The 23,470-nt window shown below is 67.3% G+C and carries 23 protein-coding genes and 2 pseudogenes; 14 read left to right on the forward strand and 11 right to left on the reverse strand.

What is annotated here, in order from left to right:
• Positions 1-294: 294 nt before the first annotated feature.
• Both OHA17_RS01385 and OHA17_RS01390 read left to right on the forward strand, forming a co-directional pair.
• Entirely contained in the window at positions 295-1,950 is a 1,656-nt protein-coding gene (locus OHA17_RS01385) for a gamma-glutamyltransferase family protein (protein WP_406503241.1), read from the forward strand.
• A gap of 164 nt (positions 1,951-2,114) precedes the next feature.
• The gene (locus OHA17_RS01390) at positions 2,115-2,651 is read left to right on the forward strand and encodes a hypothetical protein (RefSeq protein ID WP_406510612.1); all 537 of its coding nucleotides are present in this window, start codon (positions 2,115-2,117) and stop codon (positions 2,649-2,651) included.
• Here OHA17_RS01390 and OHA17_RS01395 read toward each other — a convergent pair.
• On the reverse strand, positions 2,608-3,399 hold the full coding sequence (locus tag OHA17_RS01395; protein WP_406503243.1) for an IS5 family transposase: 792 nt from the start codon (positions 3,397-3,399) through the stop codon (positions 2,608-2,610). The genes OHA17_RS01390 and OHA17_RS01395 overlap by 44 nt on opposite strands.
• 920 nt (positions 3,400-4,319) lie before the next feature.
• On the opposite strand from OHA17_RS01395, the gene OHA17_RS01400 reads away from it, so the two are divergent.
• On the forward strand, positions 4,320-4,925 hold the full coding sequence (locus OHA17_RS01400; RefSeq protein WP_406503245.1) for a dihydrofolate reductase family protein: 606 nt from the start codon (positions 4,320-4,322) through the stop codon (positions 4,923-4,925).
• Positions 4,926-5,004: 79 nt separating this feature from the next.
• Here OHA17_RS01400 and OHA17_RS01405 read toward each other — a convergent pair.
• Positions 5,005-6,316: pseudogene (locus OHA17_RS01405) on the reverse strand (transposase).
• A gap of 329 nt (positions 6,317-6,645) precedes the next feature.
• Between OHA17_RS01405 and OHA17_RS01410 the strand changes: the two are divergent.
• Positions 6,646-7,458, forward strand: coding sequence for a squalene/phytoene synthase family protein (locus OHA17_RS01410; protein ID WP_406503247.1), 813 nt, complete (start codon positions 6,646-6,648; stop codon positions 7,456-7,458).
• A 127-nt stretch (positions 7,459-7,585) separates the two neighbouring features.
• Here OHA17_RS01410 and OHA17_RS01415 read toward each other — a convergent pair whose 3' ends face one another.
• Positions 7,586-8,065 (reverse strand): ricin-type beta-trefoil lectin domain protein, encoded by a 480-nt coding sequence (locus tag OHA17_RS01415; RefSeq protein ID WP_406503249.1) that lies wholly within the window; start codon positions 8,063-8,065, stop codon positions 7,586-7,588.
• Positions 8,066-8,341: 276 nt separating this feature from the next.
• Here OHA17_RS01415 and OHA17_RS01420 point away from each other — a divergent pair, with 276 nt between their 5' ends.
• On the forward strand, positions 8,342-8,578 hold the full coding sequence (locus OHA17_RS01420) for a hypothetical protein (protein WP_406503251.1): 237 nt from the start codon (positions 8,342-8,344) through the stop codon (positions 8,576-8,578).
• Between the two features lie 68 nt (positions 8,579-8,646).
• Positions 8,647-9,171, forward strand: coding sequence for a hypothetical protein (locus tag OHA17_RS01425; protein WP_406503253.1), 525 nt, complete (start codon positions 8,647-8,649; stop codon positions 9,169-9,171).
• 231 nt (positions 9,172-9,402) lie between these two features.
• On the opposite strand, the gene OHA17_RS01430 is transcribed toward OHA17_RS01425, so the two are convergent.
• The 4 genes from OHA17_RS01430 to OHA17_RS01445 form a co-directional block, all read right to left on the reverse strand.
• The gene (locus tag OHA17_RS01430; protein WP_406503255.1) at positions 9,403-10,479 is read right to left on the reverse strand and encodes a hypothetical protein; all 1,077 of its coding nucleotides are present in this window, start codon (positions 10,477-10,479) and stop codon (positions 9,403-9,405) included.
• 78 nt (positions 10,480-10,557) lie between these two features.
• Positions 10,558-11,577: a polyprenyl synthetase family protein gene (locus OHA17_RS01435; protein ID WP_406503257.1), complete on the reverse strand. Its 1,020-nt coding sequence runs from the start codon at positions 11,575-11,577 to the stop codon at positions 10,558-10,560.
• Between the two features lie 448 nt (positions 11,578-12,025).
• Positions 12,026-12,619 carry a lytic polysaccharide monooxygenase gene (locus OHA17_RS01440; RefSeq protein ID WP_406503259.1) on the reverse strand — a complete coding sequence of 198 codons (594 nt, stop codon included), beginning with the start codon at positions 12,617-12,619 and terminating at the stop codon, positions 12,026-12,028.
• A 329-nt stretch (positions 12,620-12,948) separates the two neighbouring features.
• The gene (locus OHA17_RS01445; protein ID WP_406503261.1) at positions 12,949-13,398 is read right to left on the reverse strand and encodes a hypothetical protein; all 450 of its coding nucleotides are present in this window, start codon (positions 13,396-13,398) and stop codon (positions 12,949-12,951) included.
• A gap of 291 nt (positions 13,399-13,689) precedes the next feature.
• Between OHA17_RS01445 and OHA17_RS01450 the strand changes: the two genes are divergently transcribed.
• Complete coding sequence (locus tag OHA17_RS01450) at positions 13,690-13,914, forward strand: helicase associated domain-containing protein (RefSeq protein WP_406503263.1); 225 nt, start codon at positions 13,690-13,692, stop codon at positions 13,912-13,914.
• Positions 13,915-14,174: 260 nt separating this feature from the next.
• On the opposite strand, the gene OHA17_RS01455 is transcribed toward OHA17_RS01450, so the two are convergent.
• Positions 14,175-14,507, reverse strand: coding sequence for a hypothetical protein (locus tag OHA17_RS01455; protein ID WP_406503265.1), 333 nt, complete (start codon positions 14,505-14,507; stop codon positions 14,175-14,177).
• Positions 14,508-14,641: 134 nt separating this feature from the next.
• On the opposite strand from OHA17_RS01455, the gene OHA17_RS01460 reads away from it, so the two are divergent.
• The 5 genes and pseudogenes from OHA17_RS01460 to OHA17_RS01480 all read left to right on the forward strand — a co-directional run bounded on the left by OHA17_RS01460 (position 14,642) and on the right by OHA17_RS01480 (position 18,419).
• A protein-coding gene (locus OHA17_RS01460) for an IS5 family transposase (protein WP_406503267.1) occupies positions 14,642-15,585 on the forward strand; the annotation gives its coding sequence in 2 pieces (ribosomal slippage) (positions 14,642-15,022 and positions 15,025-15,585; 942 coding nt in all).
• A 156-nt stretch (positions 15,586-15,741) separates the two neighbouring features.
• Positions 15,742-16,125, forward strand: a complete 384-nt coding sequence (locus tag OHA17_RS01465; RefSeq protein WP_406503269.1) for a transposase — start codon at positions 15,742-15,744, stop codon at positions 16,123-16,125.
• A 203-nt stretch (positions 16,126-16,328) separates the two neighbouring features.
• Positions 16,329-16,574: a hypothetical protein gene (locus OHA17_RS01470; protein ID WP_406503271.1), complete on the forward strand. Its 246-nt coding sequence runs from the start codon at positions 16,329-16,331 to the stop codon at positions 16,572-16,574.
• A gap of 15 nt (positions 16,575-16,589) precedes the next feature.
• Positions 16,590-17,150: pseudogene (locus OHA17_RS01475) on the forward strand (transposase); the annotation flags it as partial.
• A 543-nt stretch (positions 17,151-17,693) separates the two neighbouring features.
• The gene (locus OHA17_RS01480; protein WP_406503273.1) at positions 17,694-18,419 is read left to right on the forward strand and encodes a PxKF domain-containing protein; all 726 of its coding nucleotides are present in this window, start codon (positions 17,694-17,696) and stop codon (positions 18,417-18,419) included.
• Positions 18,420-18,735: 316 nt separating this feature from the next.
• On the opposite strand, the gene OHA17_RS01485 is transcribed toward OHA17_RS01480, so the two are convergent.
• The gene (locus OHA17_RS01485; protein WP_406503274.1) at positions 18,736-18,915 is read right to left on the reverse strand and encodes a hypothetical protein; all 180 of its coding nucleotides are present in this window, start codon (positions 18,913-18,915) and stop codon (positions 18,736-18,738) included.
• A 76-nt stretch (positions 18,916-18,991) separates the two neighbouring features.
• On the opposite strand from OHA17_RS01485, the gene OHA17_RS01490 reads away from it, so the two are divergent.
• Both OHA17_RS01490 and OHA17_RS01495 read left to right on the forward strand, forming a co-directional pair.
• Positions 18,992-20,269 (forward strand): IS701 family transposase, encoded by a 1,278-nt coding sequence (locus OHA17_RS01490; RefSeq protein WP_406503276.1) that lies wholly within the window; start codon positions 18,992-18,994, stop codon positions 20,267-20,269.
• A 133-nt stretch (positions 20,270-20,402) separates the two neighbouring features.
• A complete protein-coding gene (locus OHA17_RS01495; protein ID WP_406510613.1) occupies positions 20,403-21,212 on the forward strand; it encodes a terpene synthase family protein in 810 nt (269 codons plus the stop codon).
• Here the strand turns inward: OHA17_RS01495 and OHA17_RS01500 are convergent.
• Together OHA17_RS01500 and OHA17_RS01505 are read right to left on the reverse strand one after the other, a co-directional pair.
• Positions 21,178-21,852 carry a hypothetical protein gene (locus OHA17_RS01500; RefSeq protein ID WP_406503278.1) on the reverse strand — a complete coding sequence of 225 codons (675 nt, stop codon included), beginning with the start codon at positions 21,850-21,852 and terminating at the stop codon, positions 21,178-21,180. The genes OHA17_RS01495 and OHA17_RS01500 overlap by 35 nt on opposite strands.
• A 174-nt stretch (positions 21,853-22,026) precedes the next feature.
• Entirely contained in the window at positions 22,027-22,224 is a 198-nt protein-coding gene (locus OHA17_RS01505; RefSeq protein ID WP_406503280.1) for a hypothetical protein, read from the reverse strand.
• Between the last annotated feature and the right edge of the window lie 1,246 nt (positions 22,225-23,470).

Consider the following 23,470-nt stretch of genomic DNA (forward strand, 5'->3'; position numbering starts at 1 on the left):
GGGGCTCGTCACCGGCGATGGTGGCGGCGGGCCGTCCGTGTCGCGTGCGTCAGACTCTCCCGGCTGCGGGCCCGGCGAGTACGTGCTGGCCGACTCTGCTCTGGGGGCCATGTGTCTCTTCGCCGCTGTGCGTCTCACGTACTCGCCGTCTTCTTCTCCCTCCTGCTCCTTGTGCCAAGCGCCCAGGCCGGGGTTTCCAGACCGTTCCTTCCCGTCGAGTCTGCGAGGGATGGCCGCGTGTGTGCACCGGTCATCGGCCGTTCCTCCGCCTCCTCTGCGCGGGGGAGGCGGTTCATGGTCGCTGCCGCCAGTCCTCTGGCGGCCCGGGCGGGCTGTGAGGTGCTGCAACATGGCGGCACCGCGGCGGATGCGGCCGTGACCGTGCAGGCGGTGCTGGCGGTGGTCGAACCGCAGTCGTCCGGGCTGGGCCGCGGCGCGCAGGTTCTCTACTGGGACCACGGCCGCCACCGCGTCCGCTTCTTCGACGGACTCGCCCAGGCACCGGCCGTGGCCACCGCAGGACTGCGCACCCCTACTGCTGACGAACAGCGTCTCGGCGTCCGGGCCTTCGATGAAGGCGTCGAGCACACCGGGCGCGCCGTGGGAGTTCCGGGCACCGTGCGAGTTCTCGGCACATTGCACCGCGCCTTGGGCCGTCTGCCCTGGGGATCTCTCTTCGGCGCAGGGGAGCGACTGGCAGCTCACGGATTTCCGGCCGGCCGGTACCTTCACACCATGGCTCAGGAGGGCTGTGCTTACCCCGATGTGCGTGCCCTTTACTGCCCCGGCGGCACGCCCGTGCCGGTCGGGGCCAGGGTGGTCAACCCCGAACTTGCCTCAGTCCTTAAAGAGGTGGCGGCCGGCGGAGCCGATGCCTTCTACACACCGCGAGGCAGGATCGCACCGTCCCTTGTGGCACGTGCTGCGGGCGACGTCTTCAAACCCCGTACGGACAGCCGAGGAACTGCGGTGATCCCCTCGCTCATGACCGTGCGGGACATCGCGGACTACCGGGCCCGCGAGCGTGCTCCCTTGTGCGGGCCAGCTTTTGGGTACCGGGTGTGCACGGCTCCGGCGCCGGCCTTCGGCGGCATCGACGTCCTGTCCGTACTGGCCCTGGCCGACCGCAAGGCAGTCGCCACACTGACACCGGGCACCCTCCGGCATGCCCATCTGCTCATCGAGTCCGGACGGCTGGCCGGAGTGGACGCACGCGCTTGCGCAGGCGACCCGGATTTCGGTGACATCCCGGTGGCCGGGCTTCTCTCACCCTCCTACCTCAAGCAGCGAGCCGCGCAGGTTTCTCCCGGCTCCGCCGTTCACCCCGTACGTCCCGGGCTGTGCACCGATGCAGTCCGCGTCGCCGCCGACCATGACGCCACCAGCCAGGTGAGCATCGTGGACGGATACGGCAACGCCCTGTCCATGACCACCACGGTCAATCAGAACTTCGGGGCCGCTCTCCTGGCACGCGGCATGGTGCTCAACAACGCACTCACCAATTTCGCACCCGAAACCGCAGGCGGCCGCAACCTCATGGAACCGCGAAAACGCCCCACCACATCGATGGCCCCCACTCTGGTCTTCGACCCCGCAGGCAGGCCACGCCTGGTCGCCGGCTCGGCAGGCGGCGGCCTCATCCCCGACTACGTGGCCCACCAGGTCCTGGACGTCCTCGTCCACGGCCTCAACCCACACCAGGCCCTCATTCACGGCCATCTCAGCGGCCAGACCACGACGGATGCCTGCGCCGGCCTGCACGACGCCCGCTCCGACGTGGAACAGGGCACCGCAGCCGAACGCTTCCTGCCGGGACTCCGCGCCCTGGGCCACCCCTGTGCCAAAGCGGTGCCGCTCCGCAGCGGGGCCGCCCTCGTAGAAATCACCCCGGATGGCACACTCCTGGCAGCCGCCGACCCTCGCAGGGACGGCGCCGCCGCAGGCGGCTAAGGGTTTGTTGACGCATCCACGCTTGGGCCCACCTCAGCAGTTCGCTGTCTAAGTGGCTGTTGTCGTTCCGAATCTGAGGTCGGTGTTTTCGCTGGTCAGGCATAGGGCCGGTGATTCGGTGGGAGTGGTGGCGTGTTATGTCGTCGCTCCCCGGGAGGTTGCGGATGCCGTCGGTCGTCGGACTGCTGGAAGAGCACGCGCTCGCCGCTCGACGTCGGGTCGACGGGTTGCGGGAGGAAGCCGATCGCATCCAGGCCGAACTGGCCGCGGCCGAGGAGGAATGGCAGGAGTGGGCGATCGCGCGCAGGCGAGTGGGCACGGTCCTGGCTCCGGGCGGCGGCAGCGTCGCAGATGTGGAGGCCGCACCCGGCCCACGGGACGCGGGCGCGCGCCCGGCGCCCGGGCCGGCGGCGAAGGCGAAGTCGCACGTGCCCGTGTGGCGTGAGGGACTGGCCTGGTCGGTGCTGTCGGTGGACTACCAGCGCATTCTCCAGGCCCTGGCGGACCGGCACCGGCTCCATCAAGGGCCGCTGACCTGCCAGGAGTTGGCCGCCATGTTCGGCCTGGACGCGGTGCCGGCCAAAGTGGAGGCGCTGCGGTCGAAGGCGAAACGACTGGCCGCGCGGGGCTGGCTGGCCGAGCGGCAGCCGGGCAGGTTCACCCTCGCCCAGAGTGTGGCCGGGCAAGCCGGCGCGTCATGAGCAGGGTCATCGACCAGCAGACCATCGCCTCGGCACTGGTGGTGCGGCGCTCGAAGTCGCGCGCCAGACGGCGGGTGCGCATCAGGTGGGCGAAGAACCGCTCCACGATCCACCGCTTGGGCAGCACCACGAAGCCGCGCAGGTCGTCGCTGCGCTTGACGATCGCCAGGACCAGCCCGAGCGTGGCCAGGCAGTAGTCGATCAGGCTGCCGGTGTAGCCGCCGTCGGCCCAGACCAGCTCCAACTGGTGGTGTGCGTCGGCGACTTGCCGCAGAAGGGCGTGGGCGGCGGCGCGGTCGCCGGTGTCCGCGGCGGTGACCATCACCCCCAGCAGGAGTCCGAGCGTGTCGACCACGACGTGCCGCTTGCGCCCGTTGACCAGCTTCCCGCCGTCGAAGCCACGGCTGTCCGCACTGACGACGGCGTCCGCCTTGACCGACTGTGAGTCGATCACACCCGCACTCGGCTCCGCGTCACGGCCCAGTTCCTTGCGGACCTGCCTGTGCAGCCGGTCGTGGAACTCCCTGACCAGGGCGTGGTCACGCCAGCGGCGGAAGAACGCGTAGACCCGGTCCCACGGCGGGAAGTTCACCGGCATCGCCCGCCACTTGATGCCATTGTCGACGAGGTAGCGGATCGCATCGAGTATCGCCCGATGGCAGTACACCTCCGGCTGCCCGCCCCGGCCGCGCATCCAGCCCGGCACCGGCAGCAGCGGCCGGACCACGGCCCACTCCGCGTCCGTCATGTCCGACGGATACCGCCGAACACGTTCCGGGTGATCGGCCGCATTCCCGAACCGGTGAGCGACACAATCACACGTCGGTGCAGCCGAGTTGAACTCCACCGGAGCGAGCACGTACAACTGCGGCAACAGAGTCTCCTGGATCTCGGTTGGCTTCGCAACCCCGAGCTACCGAGAGGCCCTGTCTTCATGCCCGTGACCAGCCGCGGCCACCCGATCGAGACTCCCGTTCGACGCACACCCCTCAAGATCGGAACGACAACAGCCACTTAGCTCATCTGCCTGCCAAGGACTGAGCTCACGAAAGATCGAGGCTAGTCCGCCGGTCGACAGTGGAGGGCGATCAGCTCGGCCGTACAGCCTTCTTGGCAGCACCTCACACTGAGACCTTCGATGGTTCCAGGATCCGGCACCTCCCCCCCGTCCCCGTGGAAAAGGCACACTCTCGTCACAAAAATCTCGAATTCCCGTGAATCGCAGATCTTCACGCCTGGCCCAGGAGGGCCCTGCACCTGACAGTGGTGCGGTGCGGCGGCCTGCGCCGAGGTCAAAGGAAGCACGCACGAGGCGAGCGCAACTCCGACCGCCAAGCCCACACGGCTGACTATGCGCATGTTTCAAGACCTTTCCTGTAGACGGACCGTCGAGACCACCAAAGCGTCGCCTTGACAAGCCTGCACCGTGAACTAGGCCAGCCGAGCGGGTCAGTCTCGAACCTGGATCTCGGTTGGCTTCGCAACCCCGAGCTCCAAGAGGCCCTGCCTTCATGCCCGCGGCCAGCCGCGACCACCCGATCGAGACTCCCGTTCGACACGCACCCCTCAAGATCGGAACGACAACAGCTACTTACTCCACAGCGCGGCCGATGAGTTTGTTGCTCCCGGTCGGTCCAAGCTCGTGACACCCCAGGAAAGGACACCGCCATGTCGGAGCTTCTCGTCGACTTCATCACCTCCCTCGACGGCTATGCATCGGGAGAGGGATGGCCCGGGTTCTGGGGCCTCGAGGGCCCGGAGTACCTCGCATGGCTCGGCGAGCAGCCCGAGGCCACCTACCTGATGGGAGCGAACACCTACCGTCTGATGTCGGGCTTCGCCGCAGGCGATGTCCCGAATGGCCAAGACGAGTTCAGGCCCGAAGAAGAGGCGTCCGTCGACGAGCTCACGCAGGCGCCCAAGGTGGTGTTCTCCTCCTCACTCAAGGAGCCACTGACGTGGGCCAACTCCACGCTCGTCCGCGACGACGCCGTCGAGACGGTCCGCGCCATGAAGTCGAGCGGCTCGGGCCTCCTCAGCACGATCGGCAGCCTCAGCCTGTGCCGGACCCTGCTACGAGCCGGACTCGTCGACCGCTTCCGGGTCGTGATGTTCCCGGTGATCACCGGAGCCACGGGCGAAGAACGCATCTACGACGGCTATCCGGACGTTGCCCTCGAGATGATCGAGCACCGCACCTTCGACGGCCGCATCCAGCTGGTCGAGTACAAGCCCCGCGTGCTCGAGCACCCGCCGCTCGGCGTCCCTGCGTGACGACGCCCCGTCCGCCGGTCTGGACGGCTGCCAGGCCGGCGCCGACAGGCGCGGAGCAAGACCCTAGCTTGTTCTTTATCTACCAAGATCTTCCAGGTTTGCCGATGGCCTTGAGGTTCTCGGGGCGTTTGGCGGTCTTGCCGACGTCGTAGCGGGTGGCGGGGCGTCGGTTCTTCGAGCCGGGCGGTCGTCCGGGGCCCGTTCCGCGTGGTTGGGGAACACGGGCCGGACAGAGCAAGTGGGGGCGGATGTTTCTGAACCCTCGGCGGACCCGGGCCGGAGTGAGCCGCGCAGGTTGGGCCGGTTGCTCCCCAAGGGCGGCGGAGGGCGGCGGCCAGGGGCCGGGCGAGTCTGAGCTGGGTGTGCGCGACGGCCAGGAGCCAGGTCCAGCGGTCCGCCGCCGCGGGAGTACGTAGCTTCGGGGTGGTCCAGCCGAGCGTCTGTTCTCCGAAGCGGAAGGTGTGCTCCAAATCGAAGCGCCTCAAAAATCCCTGCCACCAGCGGTCCACGTCCGCTGCGGTGGCTCCGGTCCTCGAGGACCACAACCACACCGGCGGCGCTTCCCGCTCCTTGGAGAGGTGCTCGACTCTGAGACGGACCAACGTGCCTTCGACGATGGGGAGTTCACCGTCGTGCTCCAGCCAGGCCGAGCGGTGGGTCAGCCGGGGGTGGACCCGGTCCCACGCCTGGGCTTCGGCCTTGCCGTAGCTGGTGGTGTCGGTGGCCGTGGTGATGGCCGGTTCGGGCCAGGTCCCGGGCTCGGCGAAGCGGAACTCCGGCCCGTGCTTGGGCGGATGCCCGCCCTTGGGGTTGTAGACGCGGGGCGGCTTCGGCAGCCGCATCACCCGGTCGCCGCCGATCCGGCCGACCAGCTCGACGGGAAGATCCCGTAGTACCCAGGCCAGGCGGGTGACGTCGTAGCCGGCGTCCATGACGATCGTGATGTCCGGGTCCCCGGGCGTCCACTGGCCGGCCGTGACAAGCCGCTCCACCAGCGGCGCGGACTTCGCCCGCCCGTAGACACGGCAGAACAACCGGTCCGCCGAGCACGGCGCGTCCGAGCGCAGCCACGGTGACACGTCGACCGCGAGCACCAGGCGCCCGCCGTCGAAGCGCGGCAGGGGCACGTCGGCCAGAACGGCCCGCAACTTGTCGACGTCGATCCGGCCACGGTTGAGGGCCCCGTACAACGCGCCGTGCCCACGGCGATGCTCAGGCACCAGCGTCAGATCCACTGGTGATTTCACCGGGCCATCCGCACACAGCACCGCGTCCACCAACTCGGACAACCCATCCCGCCGGACGGTCAGACACTCGTAGAACTCGCCCCGGAAGCGTGACGCTTCCTCGAACGCCTGCCGTCGCACACCTTCAGCCAGCACACTCACCATCACGGCCTTCGTCTCGGTCACGTGCATTCCTTGGCCGGAACACACGATCAGGCGAAGGCTGCCTCTACGTCCCGCGAACTCCCTGGTGAGCGACACAGCTCGGGGCGCCGTTCGAGACTGGAAGAAAAAGAACAAGCTTAAGCGGCGCTGTGGACTGCGAACTGCGTGTGGTGAAGGAACACGACGGCGGCGGCGTCCGTCACGTCCGGCTGATCGACGCCTCCGGTTCCGAGGTCGGCCCGGTCTCGTGGCCTCGTCTCCCGTGGCTAGGCGCCTCGTTGAGCTGAACGGCCTGGTGCAGCCCGGCTAGTGACAGGAGGTGGTTCCCGATGCCCGCAGACGCGGAAACGTTTGTTGTACTGGAAGCGACCAGCAGAAGCTTCGTGCTACCGATCATGCAGCTCAACGGTGACCTTCGTGACGCAGTCACCGCCTACTACCTGTCCACCCGGGCCATCGATCAGATCGAAGACCACCCTGTTCTGCCGCCTGTGGCGAAGGCCGAACTTCTGCGCGCTGTAGGGCGAATCCTTCAGACCCGATTCGATGAGACCTCGTTCGCTTCGATCTTCCAACCGCACCACCAGCACCTGGAACCAGTCACCCTCCAGCTTGGCCGATGGATGACTCGCGTACCGCCCGCCAGCGTCGCACCTCACCTATGGGAGGCCGTCTCTGCCATGGCTGGCCGGATGGCCTACTGGGTCGAGCGTGACTTCCGTATCGCTACCGAAGCCGACCTGGACCACTACACCTACACCGTTGCCGGGTCCGTCGGACTCGGCCTCAGTAACCTTTGGCTCTGGCACGCTGGCGTCATCACCGACCAAAACGGCGCCATCGCACTTGGCCGCGGACTGCAAGCGGTCCACATGCTCTGGAGCCGTGACGACGACCTCGCCCGAGGCGTGGACTTCTTCCCCGACGGCTGGACTTCCGCAGACATGCGCGACTACGCCCAACGCAGCCTCACCCAGGCCAACGACTACCTGGGCTCTACTCCCCCCGGGCCCATCTGGAACTTCTCCCACCTGCTGTGGGACATCATCGCCGCCACTCTCAATGCCGCCACTCGCGAGGAAGCGACCCTCTCCCGACAGCAAATCACCGCTCTCGCCAGACGGTACGGGTCTGTCAATTGATCGGATGGGTCTGTCCCACACGTTGCTGGGGTGCCGGTAGGAGCGGAACGGGCGGCCGGTGAGCAGGGCAAACAGCAGCGCCGAGTCGGGGGCGGCGTTGAAGGCTGCCCGGACCACTCACTCCGCCCTAGATGGTGGTGCTGCGGCGCATCCCCGTAGAGCCAGGAAGTCGGCTACCCAGGATGCGGCTTGGTTCTGCCTCGGCCGCGGTATAGAACGGGCGGACGTCCCACCTCTGCGTGGGATCGGTGTCGTCGCAGTCTTCGAGCGTGACCTGGTTTTCGCTTGTCAGGTCGGTGAGGCAGGCGTTGGTGTAGGCGCCGTTCGACAGCTGCAGGTTCTCGAACTGGCTGGTGCGGTTGTCGATGCCCCAGATCGTCTGGTCGCGGCTGTCCTTGCAAGGGCCCAGGCTGAGCGCGCTGAGCCCGTCAACAGAGAGGCAACGGGTGCTCCAGAGGGCCTGCGCCGAGTCGAAGCTTCCGTCGGTATTCGTGTACCGCTGGAGCATGAGGCGCTGGCCGTCGTGGGTCGTGCAGTCGGTCGCGTGCGCGAGATCTCCTTCGCCCTCCGTTTGCAGGCACCTAGCCCTGCTCACGGGGACCGCCACGGCGGCTCAGGCCGATGACCAGTACGGGCCGGTTCGCCTCGTGAACAAGGCGACGGGGGCGACAGCGGCGTGCCAACGGGCCTGACGGATTCGGTTCATGTAAGTGGCACCTTCCGAGTACGGACAGACCGCCGAAGCGGATCACCGCGCTGGCCGGCCGCAGGTTACGGGCTATGCCCCGCATATGGGCGGGAGTGCGACTCCCTGGAGGAGGATGCGTCGACTCTTCCCGCTCAAGACTCCTGTTGCCGCCGTGACGGTGATCGTTGGCAGGCCATGAGCAACATCAAGCGCGTCTTGGCCGCTGCCGCGATCACCGGTGCGGCGCTGTCCTTCTGCGGCGTCGCACAGGCCCAGGAAAGCGAACCGTCCAAGCCCTCGTCCGACTCGGTTCCGGCCGTCAACGACGACAGGATCGACCCTCTTGCCGACGGCTTCATCGACGTCTTCAACACGCAGACGCGGGAGCTGCTCAGCAAGGTCGTCCAAGCGCAGCTAGCCGAAGGCAGCTAGCCGGTCCCGGCTCCCGCGTAACCCGTTGGCCAACCTGCTGTTTTCAAGATCATCAACAAAGGATGAGGATGCGCGTTCAGAAGACCGCCCGCACCGCCCTGACGGCTGCCGCTGCGGCCCTGCTGCCGGCGACGACGGCCGCTCCTGCCCACGCGGACATTCCGAAGAAGGGCGACACGTTCGTGATCTCGACGGTGTTCGAGGGCAAGACCGTGTGCGTGTCGGCACGCGAGGAGGAAGGTGCCGTGCCGGACTTCCCGCTCGTGGAGTGTGACACCAACGCAGCGGCGCAACAGTGGAAGCGTTCCGCCAACGGCCGGTACTTCCAGAACGTGGCGAGTGGGCTATGCCTTAACGACAAGCCGATGCAGAGGCGCAAGAAGATCTGCGAACTCTCCACCCCGGGCCCCGCCCACTGGCATCAAGGAGTCCTGGGCCGGGTGTGGACGAAGTCGCCCGAATCCGGGACGACGTTCTGGGCGCCGTTCCGGCACAGCACTTATGGAGCCATCCTCGACTTCCCCGGACGGTCCGACGGCACCATCCCGCAGGATGCGGTCCCGTTCCATTTCGGTGTCGTGAAGCAGGGCTAGGCACCTGACGCAGAACGAGCGGCAGCCCTCAGTCGGCCCGACTGGCGGAGGGCTGCCCCGTTCCCGCCCGGGAGCATCTCGGACACGACCTGACGCTGCGGCTGGGTACCGCGGACGCCATGCGCTGTCATAAACGGACGACGGTCCGGCGGCTGGTGGCGAGGGCGGAGAAATATCGCCCGTCACTCTCTCGGGCGACTCCGCATTCGGTGCCGCGACGGGCAGCGACGTTCAGCGCGTCCTGGGCGGATGGTCGTTGCTATCAGCAGCCGTGTAGACGGTCGGGTCGGGAAGGAGGGTAACGGTGCCGGAGGTGACGCCGTTCCAGTTGTGGTCGACGCCGTTGTAGCGGGGGGTGACGTACGAGTAGCGCACGTATCCGCTGCACAGCATCTCCAGACCGTGCAGGAATGTCCGTACGACGGGGTCGTGTCCGGTGGGGGTGGCCCGGACCTGATCGTGGAAGGCATAGAACTCGCGCTCTGTTTGCAGGATGAGGTCGCACAGGTGCTGGACGGCTTCCTGGAAATCCAGGCCGTAGTGCTTGGTGAACAGGGTGATGGCGTTGTCGGAGACTTCGCCTGTGAAGTGCTCCTTGCGGTAGGAGAACAGGTCGTTGACCAGGAGGACGTGCCGGATCGCGGCGTCCTTGGCCTCACGCAGCTCAGTGGGGTCCGCGAGGTGGGCGCTGACGTCGATGTTCAGCCCGTACTCGAGCAGGAGGACGACGACACTCCCATGGCTGACAGCCACGTGGGCGGCCATGTATGTGTCGAAGTCGGTGATCGCGCCGGCCACCCGGAGCTGGTCCTCATCCGCGCAGCCGTTGGCGTACTCTTCGACCGCCGCCACCAGGCGCTGCTTCTGCTCTCTGGTCAGGTCCTTGTCCAGGCGGGCGATCAAGTCGAGCATCTCGTGGATGTAGGCGGGGCTGTCGTCTGGCTGAACTCCGCTGTGCAGGGCGGACAGGAGCGGGTCCAGAATGGCGGGCATGCTGGCGGTGGTCCGGTCGGCGGGGCGGACGTCGTCCAGGAGATCGTCGACCGCGGCGAAGTACGTCATCCAGTCGTGGATCAAGTCCAGCCGGTCGGTCGCGACGTCGGGGTAGACATGGGTTGCGATGAGCTCGCACTTCTTGGCCAGGAACGCCTCCACCGACGCCTCGTTGCCCAGCAAGGACGGAAGATGTTCGCGGCACCAGGCCACCGACCGGCGCTCCCCCTGTTCGGCCTGCGGATGAGTGCGGGGAGCCGGCAGGCGCTCGGTGAGTTGGGGCAGGGTAAAGAAGAGGGGCTGCGGGATGGTCATGAGTCTCCTCCTTGCGACTGAGCCGAAGGGGTCAGGGCGTGCGCAAACGCCTTCGCGCTTCAGGCCCCCCGCACCGCGTCAACTGGTGGCCAGAGATGCGAGGTGGCGTCGATGGACACTGGCGGGCACCCGGGAAAGGTGATCAAGAGCCAGCGCGGTCTGCCGCGCAGCGGCTTCAACGGCTGCCTCGTCGGCGCCCGTGGAAGCGATGACAGCACGGATCACCTCGGTGTTCCTGTCGCTGGGCTGGGTCGTGAAAGCGAGTAGGAGCTGTTCGCGCTGGGTTGGAGTGGCCCGGTCTCGAGCGATGAGAACCGGCAGCGTGGGACGCTGGTTTCGCAGGTCGCTCTCAGTCGGCTTGCCCACGGACTCGGGTGCCGAGGTGTACGGAAGCAGATCGTCGCGGATCTGAAAGGCCATACCGAGCGCCTCCGTGTTCGCCGCACTGGCTCCGGCGAGGACCGCGCCGATGCGACACGCTGCAGAGGTGAGTGCCGCCGTCTTGAGACGCACCATCTCCATGTAGCCCTCGACCGAGGTGCCCAAGGCAGCGGCCTGGGCGAGTTCCCGGGCCGCGCCCTCGCAGACCAGCCGTCCGGCCTGGGCCTGTACTCGGGTGGCCGCGACGATCCGGGCATGGGGAACGCCGCGCTCGGTGCATTCGGCCAGCGCCTCGAACCAGGTGAAGAACAGGGCGTTGCCCGTCACGATGGCGACAGCTGGACCGTAGCTGTCGTGGACAGCACGGCGGCCGCGCCGGACGGTGTCCTCGTCGATCAGGTCGTCGTGGATCAGGCTGCCGACATGCGCGCACTCCAGACCGGCAGCCGCAGGCAGCACCCACTCCGCTGAGCCGCCAGCGGCCAGTGCGCTGCGGACCAGCAGCATGGGGCGCAGGAGCTTGCCCGCTGGCAGCAAGGCGTGCCGAGCCGCAGCACCGAGGAGTGAATTGCTCTCGGTCGGCAGTCGTAGCTCAAGGTCGGCCGTCAGGAGCGCGGCTAGGTCGTTGTCCTGCGGCTGGGCGGTGATCGGCGGTGTTGATGCAGGCGGTTTCGCCGGTAAGACGGGGGCTATGGGGTCGGGGAATGCGGTGGTCATATGCCCTCCGGAGCCGTCGGTACCAGGTCGTAGACCGGCGGACCGCAGCGGGACCGCACCAGGCCAAGAAATGCCCATGAGAATGGGCGCAGACGCGGAGCGGCAGGGGGGCACGGAGGCATAGGCAGCGGAGAGAGCGCGGACGCAGCGCACGCCTCTGTGGGGCGTGCCTCAGGTGGTACCTCCATCAGGCATATTTACGTACAGCTGTGGCTGCTACCGCGAAGACGTCGTTGACTGCGCCATTTCCCCGGCCAGGGAATGGTGGCTGTCCGGCGGCACATTGCTAGCCATCACGGAAGCGCGGTCAGAACCCCACAGTTGGCCACTCTGGCCAACTGCGGCGCTCAATGGCGCCAGCGGCGATGATGCGCCGCGGTAGACAGACTCTCGTCAGCAACAGTCGGCTGGCGGCGGTACCGTCTCAGCCCTCAAAGTTGGGCTGGAGTCAGCTCACGAAGCGTAGGTCGATGACCTGGTAGGTGGCGTCGCCGCTGTCGGGGTGGTCGATCTCCAGAAGGACAACGTGATGGCCGACAGACCGCTGCGGCAGGTTGAACGAGAACGTCAGAGGCGTGGGGGCGACCAGACCGACAGGGATCTCCTCGTCCGCCTCGGAGTAGGGCGCGGCACTGAAGGCGCGGCGGTAGACCGGGCTGGCCAGGTCGAACTGGGCCCTGGTCAGGGGCTGGTTGGAGTCCCAGTTGGCCTGGGTGAGGTAGGCACTGATCCTGCGGATCTTGACTGCTCCGCCGAACGTAATGTCTACGGTGAACGCGTCGCCGTTGCGGACTGGGCTGGCGTTCCACTCGTTGCCGAACTCGTCACGGACCCCGTCGAGTTTGAACGCGAAGGGGTTGCCGGCGCTGGCGATCTGTCCGTCCCGGGGAGGCTCCCGGTTGACGATGTCGCTCGGCACGTCGGGGTCCGAGATGCCTCCGCTCTTCTGGTCGATGAACTTTCCGCCCCGCAGCCACGCCTGGCTCGCCGTGAGGTACGTCGCCTGCCGCGACGGCGGGGTGATGAAGATCGGCGCTGCCATTGGGTCTCCTTGAGCAGGGGGCTTCCATCGCTTCCGAACAGACGTCCCCGCAGGTCAGACCGAGGGGCGCCTTTGACGGACAGTAGCGATCGGTGGACTCATAGCGATATGGGGATCCCGGCCAGGCGGAAGCAGACCCAGGCTGAAAACACACCAACCGACCAGAGACCCCAGGCCAGTCCCTCTGTCCTGTCGCAGCGCATCTGGCAGAGAGCGGACCGCTGGCCTGCCAGGGTGCCATGTCGTTTGCAAACGATGCCCCTCGGCGTTCTCAAATGACATGGCTTCCACGGAAGTCCGGCGAGATTCAGAAGGCCGGCTCAGCCGTCCTACTCATCGGCAAGGCCGTCCGTGTCCCCCGGAGACGGTGCCGTGGTCGGTGGTGCTTCCTCTGTCAGCAGGCCCCAGCCAAGGTGCGCGGTGAGGAACGCGGCGACCTCATCCGCATCTGTGCACTCCGCGGGCAGATCACCTGGCCGGGGCCGGTACAGATCAATCAATTCATCCCGCAGCCGAGCATCCAGAACCGGTGCTTGGTAGCAGTCGATGGTTCCTCGGCAGAACAGCCTGTCGAAGATCCGCACGGCAGGGCACCGGCCGGACTGCGGCACTTCCGCCAGATGGCTGTCCTGCCAGGAGCCGACGTAGACGTAGTCGGCATGCTTCAACGCTCCGTCGAGGGTTGGAGTGGGGAGGTCCTTCAGGTTCCAGTAGGTCCGAGCTTCGGTTTCAGGAATGGGTTTCGGGACCGCGGCAAGCCAGAGACGATATTCGAGCATCGAAGCAGCTTGACAGACGATCTCACCACGGACTGACCGTTGCGAACGGCCATCGTGAACGCGAAAGACTGCGAATCTGCCAACCAGAACGCGACGGGACACCCTCATCGCGGTGTCACCTGTCTCGGAGCATCAAGGTGGCCAAGTGGAGCGCTCAGCGGCCAACTGCGGCACTAAGTCACATTCGGCCGGCTCGATGCGGAGCAGCAGAAGCGACTCGTCACGCTGGGGGTGAAACCCTCCGTACAGGCCCGTCCGGCACCGGCGCCCGGCGGTGGGAAGACTGGGGCGGTGCGCGGCGCAGAGGCCTTCACGCGGGGCCTGGCGGCGCTCGCGCAGTACATCAAGCGGGAGCGCACCGTGGTACCGCGCCAGCACACCGAACAGATCACCGTCGACGGCCAGGACCACGACGTACGGCCCGGGGTGTGGGTCTCCAACCAGAAGAACCGCCGCGACAAGCTCAACGAACAGCAGCTCGCCCAACTCGCCGCCCTCGGACTGGACTGGGCGTAGGCCGTCGCGGTGGCCAGACCTGTGGCCGGTCGTTGAGTACCCGTTTCTGAACCTGAAGAGGCCAGGTCAGTGGCAGGACAACCTCGGCCAGGCTGTATGGGTACGTTCGCTGAACGGTTGCGGTAACCGTTCAGCGAACGGCAGCCCTGAGGCGCATGGGGCAGGTAATCAAGCTGTCGTACGGCGTCTTGACCAGGGGCACCCGGGTGCTCGTCTTGGACGGGCCTCGGCCAGGCTGAGGTGAGGGTCAGAGGTTCGCGCTAGACAAGGTCGGACGCGTTGTAGACCCGGTTGCGAACAAGGCCGGGCTGGCAGTCATTGGTGCAGCCCTTCTTGTACTCGTAGTAGCTCTGGATGAACTCCTCGGGGTCTTCATAGCCGTAGATGTCGGTGGGGTACCCCTCGTCCTTGCCGGACTCCGGGGCGTACTGCGGCACGGGGAGGCCGAGGAACCAGCCGTCCTTGGCGGACTCCGGCACGGAGATTCCAGTGCCGGCTTCGATGCCGTCGGCCTGAGCAGGCAGCGCCAACGCCCCGAGTACGGCACCGGCAAGGACAGCGGATGCGGCGATATGCCGCGCAATGATTGTCATGCCGGTCTAACGCTCTACTTCGTCGAGTGGTTGTGGCACTCTGCAGAGAAGCTACGCCCTACCGCGGTTAGGCCGTTTCTGATGGCTCTTGGTTGGTTGGGTGGATCTCGTGGTTGGTCGGGCAGGACGCCCGTATGGTGCGGCGACACGAGCTCACGGACGCGCAGTGGCGGAAGATCGAACCCCTCATGCCCGGCAACGGCAAGCCGGGCGGGCAGTGGGCGGATCACCGCAGGGTGATCAACGGGGTGCTGTTCCGGGCCCGGACCGGGGTGCCCTGGCCTGACCTGCCGGAACGGTACGGTCCCTGGCAGACCGTCTACGAGCGTCATCGCCGCTGGTCGGCCGACGGCACCTGGAAGGCCGTCCTTCAGGAGTTACAGATCGAGGCGGATGCCGGCGACCCGGACGGGGCGCTTGCCCGCCAGGCGGACCGGCAGGAGTGGGCCGTGAACATCGACTCCACCTCCTGCCGGGCACATCAACACGCGGCCGGGGCGCCCCGCAAGCCTCCGGCCGACTACCCGCAAAAAGGGGCGGGGTGCGTGAGGAGGGCGATGGACGCGAGGCGTTGGGGCGCTCACGGGGCGGGCTGACCAGCAAGGTCCATCTGCTCTCCGACGACCGGGCTCGCCCGCTGCACTGGCTGACCTCGCCCGGTCAGCGGGGTGACAGCCCGATGTTCGCCCCGGTGCTGGACGGCTTACGCATCCGGCGCCGCGGCGCGGGTCGTCCGCGCAGCCGACCGGATCGGGTGCGCGGCGATAAGGCGTACTCCAGCCGTGACAACCGCGCCTACCTGCGGCGGCGCGGGATCAAGGCCACCATCGCGCAGCCCGATGACCAGCGGGCCCACCGCAAGCGCCGGGGACGAGCCGGTGGCCGGCCCCCGGCCTTCGACAAGGCCCAGTACCGCCGTCGCAACGCAGTCGAGCGGTGCGTGAACAAGTGGAAGCAGTTCCGCGCAGTGGCCACCCGGTATGACAAACGCGACTACATCTTCAACGGCACCCTGACCGTCACCGCGATCGTCATCTGGCTTCGCGACATCGTCCAAGAGCCATCAGAAACGGCCTAGCCCCTGAAGAGCCCAAGTTCAGAAACAGGCTAAAGCAGCCCCGGCCCGCTCTCTGGGCCATCCGGCTCATCGGGCTCCCCCTCTCTGTCAGCCTTGGGTGAGACGTCCCGCTTTGTCGGGTTAGCCTGAGAGGGCGCGACAGGAGACCCACCCCTCATGACCAGCACCAAGCCCGCCGGATCCGACCCGGCGCCCCGGCCCAAGCGCCGCACGTTCAGCCCCGAGTACAAGCTGCGGATCGTGGCCGAGTACGACGCCGCACCCAAGAACGAGAAGGGTGCCGTCCTGCGCCGCGAGCGTCTGTACCACTCACACGTGAAGGAGTGGCGGGCCGCGCGGGACGCCGGCGCGCTGGAAAAGCTGGTCGACAAGCGCACCAGCCCGGCGAGGCCGAAGAAGTCCGCGGCCGAGGCGGAGAACGAGAAACTGCGCCGCCAGGTGGAGCGCCTTGAGGAGGAACTGGCCCGGAACAAGGCCGCGTTGGATGTTATGGGAAAAGCTTCCGCGCTCTTGGAAATGATCTCCGAGAGCGCGGACTGACACACGCCTGCGACCCGGTCACGGGCGATGCCTTCACCGGCGTCGAGCGCGCCCTGGACATCACCGCCGCATGCCGGCTGACCGGCCGCTCGCGGGCCACCCACTACCGCAGACTCCGGCCGCCGCCCGCCCGCAATCCCCGGAAGCCGCGAGTCCAGCCCTCGGCCCTGGCCGTCGAAGAACGTGCAGCCGTACTGGAGTTGATGAACCGCGAGGAGTACGCCGAGCTCCCGCCCGCCCAGATCTGGGCGCGTGAACTGGATGCTGGGCGCTACCACTGCTCGATCTCGACGATGTATCGGATCCTGCGCGCCAAGGGCCAGTCGGGCGAGCGCCGCCGGCAGGCCGCCCACCCCGCCAAGATGGTGCCCGAACTCGTGGCCACCGCCCCGTCGCAGGTGTTCACCTGGGACATCACCAAGGTGGCCGGTCCGGCCAAGGGCATCTGATTTCACGCCTACGTCGTCATCGACATCTACTCCCGCTACATCGTCGGCCATACCGTCGAGCGGGCCGAATCCGCCGAGCGGGCCGAGGAGTTGATCCGCGAGACCATCGCCCGCAACAACATCGTGCCCGAGACCGTGCACGCGGATCGCGGCACCTCGATGACGAGCAAGAAGGTCTCCCAGCTGCTGATCGATCTCGGGGTGACCCGGTCACACTCGCGGCCGAAGGTCTCCAACGACAACCCCTACAGCGAGGCTCAGTTCAAGACCACGAAGTACATGTCGGACTATCCCGAGCGGTTCGACTCACTTGCCCACGCCCGCGAGTGGTTCGACGCGTTCATCGCGTACTACAACCACGAACACCGGCACTCCGGCATCGGATGGCACACCCCTGCCTCGGTCCACTTCGGGACCGCCGGGGAGGTCCGTGACCAGCGGGCCGTCACCCTCGCCCGGGCATACGCCCAACATCCCGAACGCTTCGGCCGCCGCCCCCGACCACCCGAGATACCCCAGACCGCCTGGATCAACAACCCGGCCAAGCGCCGCGAACCCGCACGACAGACCTCATAACCTCACGAACGTCTCACTGGACTTGAAATCTTCCGGTTTCGGCAGTGCGGACGTTCGGGCGACTGGATCTCTTTGGTCGTGCTCGGCGCGCCATGAGTCTCGCGGCTTGGCGGTCGGAGTCGACCCCAGAAGGACGTGCTTCGGCCAGTAGTCAGTACGTATCTGCCAAGGAATCAGGCCATTTCTCCGGGAGGGCCAACTGGCCTCCTGTACGGGCCGTTTGTCTCTGGTGGTACCCCCACGGTGTGTGGGACGGTGGGCCTGCACGACGCAGAAGGCCCTGGCGGTTCCGACAGGGGGATCGTCTCTGCTGGAGGTGCGCCGAGGCTCACGCCCCGCCCAGTGCTCATGTTCCGGCCCGCACATCGCGCACCACCGCTGGTCCATGCCACTACGGCCCCACGCCTTAGAGGGCCCGGCTCCGCCAGCATCTGGCAGAACGGAGTCTCCTGTGTCCTCGATCCATGCTGCCCGCCCGCCCCGTGCGCGGCTGCTGCGCAGGATGACCGTCCTGTCCTCTGCCGCCGCGCAGAGCGCGCCGGAATGCTGGCGACCGCCGGTACGGCCCACGCCGATGCGAACATCCAGATCACCAACTCCGCCGACCCCGTCCCGGTCAACACCCCCTACAACGACATCGTGACCGTCCCCCAGACAGGGGTCGGCATCTCCACCGTCGTCCTCAACCTCAGCGGCGCCGCGGCCACCTTCACCGGCTGCACCTCCACCGTTCCGGGCCAGACGTGCCTCAACCTCAACGGCGGCACCCAGCTGCAGTGCATCTTCCTCGGCGCCGCCGCCAACGCCACCATCACCGCGACGGTCCTGCCGACCGCCGCGGGCACCGTCACCGCCCAGGCCGCCCTGGACTCCCAGACCGGCGGACCTTCCGGAACCGACAGCACCACCACCACGATCACCCCGGCCGGCCCGGTCTACACCTTCACCGGGTTCTTCCAGCCGGTCGACAACCCGCCCACCGTCAACACGATGAAGGCCGCACGGGCCGTCCCCGTCAAGTTCAGCCTGAACGGCGACCAGGGCCTGAACATCCTCGCCACCGGATACCCCGCCTCCCAGAACGTCACCTGCGACACCGGAGCCCCCATCGAGGAGACCACCGGAGCCGGTCAGTCCAGCCTCACCTACCACACGGCCACCTACACCTACGTGTGGAAGACCGACAGCACCTGGAGCAACACCTGCCGCGCCTTCGACCTCAAACTCGCCGACAACAGCGACCACACCGCCAACTTCAAGTTCAGCTGACCCGGTTGGCACCTGGTGGTGCCCGGCGCTGATGTGCCGGGCAATGGCACTACGCACCATCACTTGTCACTCCGCCGCAGCTTCGGGAGTACACCCGGGGCTCATGGCGGCACGGGAGAAAGCGCAGGTAGCGTGATGGGCCCTGGGCCTATGCCAATGCCTTTGAAGGGCCTTGTGCGCTTCCAGTGCTCCTGCCTGGCGGGAGCAGCGCCGTTACCCCTCCCGTGGCCATGGGCAGGTACCGGGCGTGATGTTCGTGGGGGTTAGTGCCCGAGCCCGATGAATCACTGGGGTTGCCACGGGAATGGCTACAGAGTCACGCATAGACGGCTGGGGAGGCGACTTCCGGATTCCGGAAGTACGGCTCATCACGCCAGCCCGGTGCCATCCGCGAGCCGAGGAGCTCGAACACGAAAATCAGCGGTACATCCGTGACCGTCTGGCGTCGCTCTACCAGGACAGCGGTGAGTTCGAAGATTTCGTCAGGGAACAGCACGCCGGATTCGTGGCCTGGTGCTATTAGTACTCCGTTAGGTCTTCCTGGCGGGCCTGTTCGGGAGCATGGTGGGTGGGTGGACGCACATGAAGTGATGCGTGTTCGGGCGAAGTTGGCGTTGTTCGTGGCGGATGTGTTCGCCTCGGTGCCGCGCAAGGACCAGCGGGCCAAGAGCGACTGCTATCTGCGGGGACTGATGACGGATGGTCGCCGCAAGTCGATCCAGGCGATGGCCGGCCGCCTGCCGGACGGTAACGAGCAGAACCTGCAGCAGTTCGTGAACCAGTCGACCTGGGACCCGGTGCCGGTACGACGGCGCATTGCTGAGCGGATGGTGCCGCAGGTCGTCCCGGATGCGTGGGCGGTCGATGATGTGTCGTTTCCCAAGGACGGGAAGATGTCGGTGGCGGTCGCGCATCAGTACTGCGGGGCTTTGGGCAAGCAGGCCAACTGCCAGGTCGCGGTGAGCGTGCATGCGGTCTCCGACACCGCGTCCTGTCCGCTGCAGTGGCGGTTGTTCGTGCCTCAGGAGTGGGTGGACGATCCCGAACGGCGGCGCAGGACCGGGATACCCGAGGAGCTCGGGCACCGGGAGAAGTGGCGCCTGGCCCTGGACATGCTGGACGAGCTGGCCGGATGGGGGTTGTGCCCGCCGGTCCTGGTGGCCGACGCCGGTTACGGCCAGAACGCCGACTTCCGCGACAGTCTGGACACGCGGGGCATCGGCTATGTCGTGGCCGTCCGCTCGGATATGGCCGTCCACCCGCACGACGCCAGGCCGGTCACGCCGCCCTGGTCGGGCAACGGCCGCAAGCCGCAGCCCCGCTACCGGGACAAGCCGTCCCCGGTGGCCGCGCTGGCGGCCGGCCGGGGACGGCAGGCCTTCACCGAGATGACCTGGCGGGAAGGCTCCCGCGGACCGATGCGCTCACACTTCCTGGCGCTGCGGGTGCGGCCGGCCGGGGTCCGGGCCCGCCGCCTGGTCCAGGCCGCCGCCACCGCCCAGGAGGGAGTCTGGGACGGGGTCCTGCCCGAGGCCACTCTGCTGGTCGAGTGGCCCGAAGGCGCCGAAGCGCCCACCGACTACTGGCTGTCCAGTCTGCCCGCCGACACCGTGTCGGCTGAACTGGTCCGCCTGGCCAAGATCCGCTGGCGCATCGAGCACGACTACCGGGAACTCAAACACGGCCTCGGGCTCGACCACTTCGAGGGACGTTCCTGGACCGGCTGGCACCACCACGTCACCCTGGCCACCGCCGCCCACGCCTTCCTCACCGAACAGCGCCTGGCCCCAAAAGCCGATACACCGGACTCACCCTCTACCAGATTCTCGACATCATCCAGGACCTGCTGAACTGCTGGACCGGCACCTGCACCACCTGCCACCGCCCCCTGCCCGGAACACCCACCACCAGCCAGAACCCAAGAGCCAGAACGACCTAACGGAGTACTACTATCCGACGGCCAAGGACGACCGGATCGGGATCATCGCGGAGTGGACCAGCGCCTGGCTCGCCTATGACGATGTCTTCTCGCACGGGAGCAAGGCGGGCGCGTCGCCCGGCCGGATGCGTGAGATGGCCGACCGTCTGATCGCTGCACTCGACGCCCCGGACGTGGCGGACCCTCCGGTGTTTCTGCGGCCGGCCGTGGATGTGATGCGCAGGATGGCGCGGGGCATGTCACCGCAGTTGAGGGACCGCTACATCGAGACCACCCAGGGGTATCTGAAGGGCACCGTCCAGGAAGTGGAGTTCCGCGCGCGCCGCGAGACGCCGGGCTGGCGGGACTACCTGGACATGCACATCCTCGCCGGGGCGACATGGGTGCTCGACACGGTCGAATACGGCCAGGGATTCGACCTCACTCACGAGCTCGCCGTGTGCAGGGAACTTCGGGAGGCGCGGCGTATCGCCGCCGAGGGTGTGGTGATGGTCAACGACCTCTTCTCGTTCGAGAAGGAGTACTTCACCGGCGATCACTCGAACATCGTGTCCTCATTCATGGTCACCGAGAGCCTGAGCCTGCAGGGCTCCATCGACCGGTTGTGCGAGCTGATTCAGGACGTCGAGCGTCGCTTCATCCTCAAACAGGCCGAGGTGCTGGCAGGCTCGCTCCCCAGGACCCTCTATGTTCCCTACGCACCCAATCCACACGCCCCGAGCTGGGCCAGTACTGGTCAGGGAAGAGTGGGAGCCGCTGCCCCGGGACCGCGTGGCGGTGGCCGGTCGCCCGACCGCCGCCACCCGTACACCTACCTGCTCACTTCCAGATCAGGCCCTGGCCGTTCGTCATGAACGGGTCGCCCCAGTACTCGGCGGACACGACCTTCGTCGTGGCCGACGGGGCCAGCGCGATCGCGCAGCCCGCCTGCGTCTTGCCGTTCGTGAAGCCCTTCGGCAGCGAGTCGCTGGGGCACTTGTCGAACGAGCCGATGATCATCAGGTCCTGCGCCTCGGTGCCGTCCCCGAGGCGGCCCTTGATGTGGCCCACGGAGGCGTACGCCAGGTCGGTGGTGCCGACGTTCTTGACCGAGTAGCGGATGTAGTACGGGACCTTGCCGGCCGCCTTGTCGCCGAGCTTGAGCGGTGTCAGGTCGGCGGGGGCGCCCTGCTCGATCGAGGTGACGGTCAGCGCGATCCTGCCCTTGGTGGTGGTGCCGTACTTGAACGGGAACTGCGCCGCCTCGCCCATCTTGAAGGTCTGCCCGCCCTTCGCGTCACCGGCGGCCCCGCCCTGATCGGCGGGGGCGCTCGGCTGGGTCGACCGATCGGGCTGCGACGACGGCGACGCCGGTGAACTCGGCGCGGTCGTCGGGCTCTTGGCCGCCCCGTCCGAGCCGTCGCCGCTCTTGCACGCGCTCAGTGCCAGCGAACCGACGACGACCAGACCGGCCGCACCCAGCGTGGTGGCCTTGCGCATGGCGAAGATGCTCATTGTTCGTACTCCCCCGTGAGACATGTGACTGTGGAACGCCTGTGGCGCTCTCTGCGAACAGAGTTCCTAGTCCAGGAGCGACCGGCTCCGCCATGCCGATGACCGATTTGCGTAGGGTCGTGGCCGATTCATGACCGCTTCAATACCAAAGCAGTACGAGGCCCGTACATATCCTCACAGCTTCAGCAGCACGCCGCGCCAGCTCCAGCCGACCTCCAGGACCGCGTCCCGCAGGGAGTTCTTCAAGTCCGCGGAGTTGAAGCGGAACGTCTCGACCCGGCGGCGACGGCCGTCCGGCCCCCGCCCGTACGTCCACTCCTGTGGATACCGGGCGCAGGCCCTCGCCCGTATGTGCGCTCCTCCGCGTCCCACTGCTCTTCGAGAGCCCGCACCGAGTGTGCACCGTGCCGACGGATCCGGCAGGAGGCCGAAGTTACGCAGGCAGACGTACACGCTTCCTCAGATGCACGAACTCTCTCGCTGGTGGCCGCAACGACACGAACTCGGCCATGCCGCTCCTCTGCCGAGCAGCATGGCGTCCTACATGTCGCCGACCGGGCCGCCACTCAGACCCCTACGGCCCGCCGGCAGGGGAGAAGGACTTGGAACCGTGGTCCAAGAGAGAAGTGCGTACAGACAGTCGCCCTGCTACGAGCAGAGGGGCTGGTAGGCCCCGACTCGCGGCTCGGACGGTTCCGTGTCCGCGGTTGTCCACCAAGGTTGTGCTTTGGGGCCGCGCACACTGCTCCTGTTCGGCAGCACGGTGGGATGCTGGGTGCGAGTGCCCGGGACGGCCGCCGCCCCGGCTGAAGGGGCGGCGGCCTCATCCGCGCGGGGAACGGTGAGCTCCCCTCCAACGTCCCCTGCGCGAGGTGCCCTTCCGGCGGCGGGGATGCGGGAATCCCTGCCCTGAAGTCACCGGACGGGCATGGGCTGGAGCCGCGGAGTCGGTGCTGCGGCTCCAGCTGGCCTGTCTGTCCTGGTGTTGGTGCCGCCTCGGGGTCTGGGAGAGCAGCAAGTGCGCAGTCACCACTCCAAGTACTGCCAGTGGGTGGACTGCACCCCTCTGCGGGCAGCGTAGGGCGGATACGCCGACGCCGGAACCTTGGCCCTTGGCTTTCGGCCATGTAATCGATCCTGGTGACAGTCATTCGCCACCATTTCCCCGCTCTCTCGTCGATTACGACGTAGATCCCAAGCATTGTTCCTGCGTGGAGGAGCGGCGGCCTATGCCCCCTTGTTGGCCGGTTACGCCCCTCCCAACGCCGCCCCGCTCCGCCCTGGGTTGCCAGCAGGAGCTCATCGGTCTCCCTTGGAGGCGCCCGGCAACTCCCGCAGCCAGTGCCACATGGTCGAGGGGCACGGCCACCAGCTGTCGACCGGCGGGGGAGGCGGTGGCTGTGCTGGCCCCTGATTGCGCTGGCCGGTGACCATACCGGGTAGAGGCGAGGCGCGCCGGCTGCTGGAGGCGGCACCGCTCACACGGATGAATCAGCGACTGCCTGCACGTTTCTGCACCCACGTGCTTCTCTACCGTGGGCGGGTGTCACTCCAGACCCCGGTGGCTGTCTGAGCCAGCCACGCCCCGTCATGCGGGGCTTGTTCAACCGGGGGACTG

The organism is Streptomyces sp. NBC_00212 (assembly GCF_045206365.1).
Classification (GTDB): Bacteria; Actinomycetota; Actinomycetes; order Streptomycetales; family Streptomycetaceae; genus Streptomyces.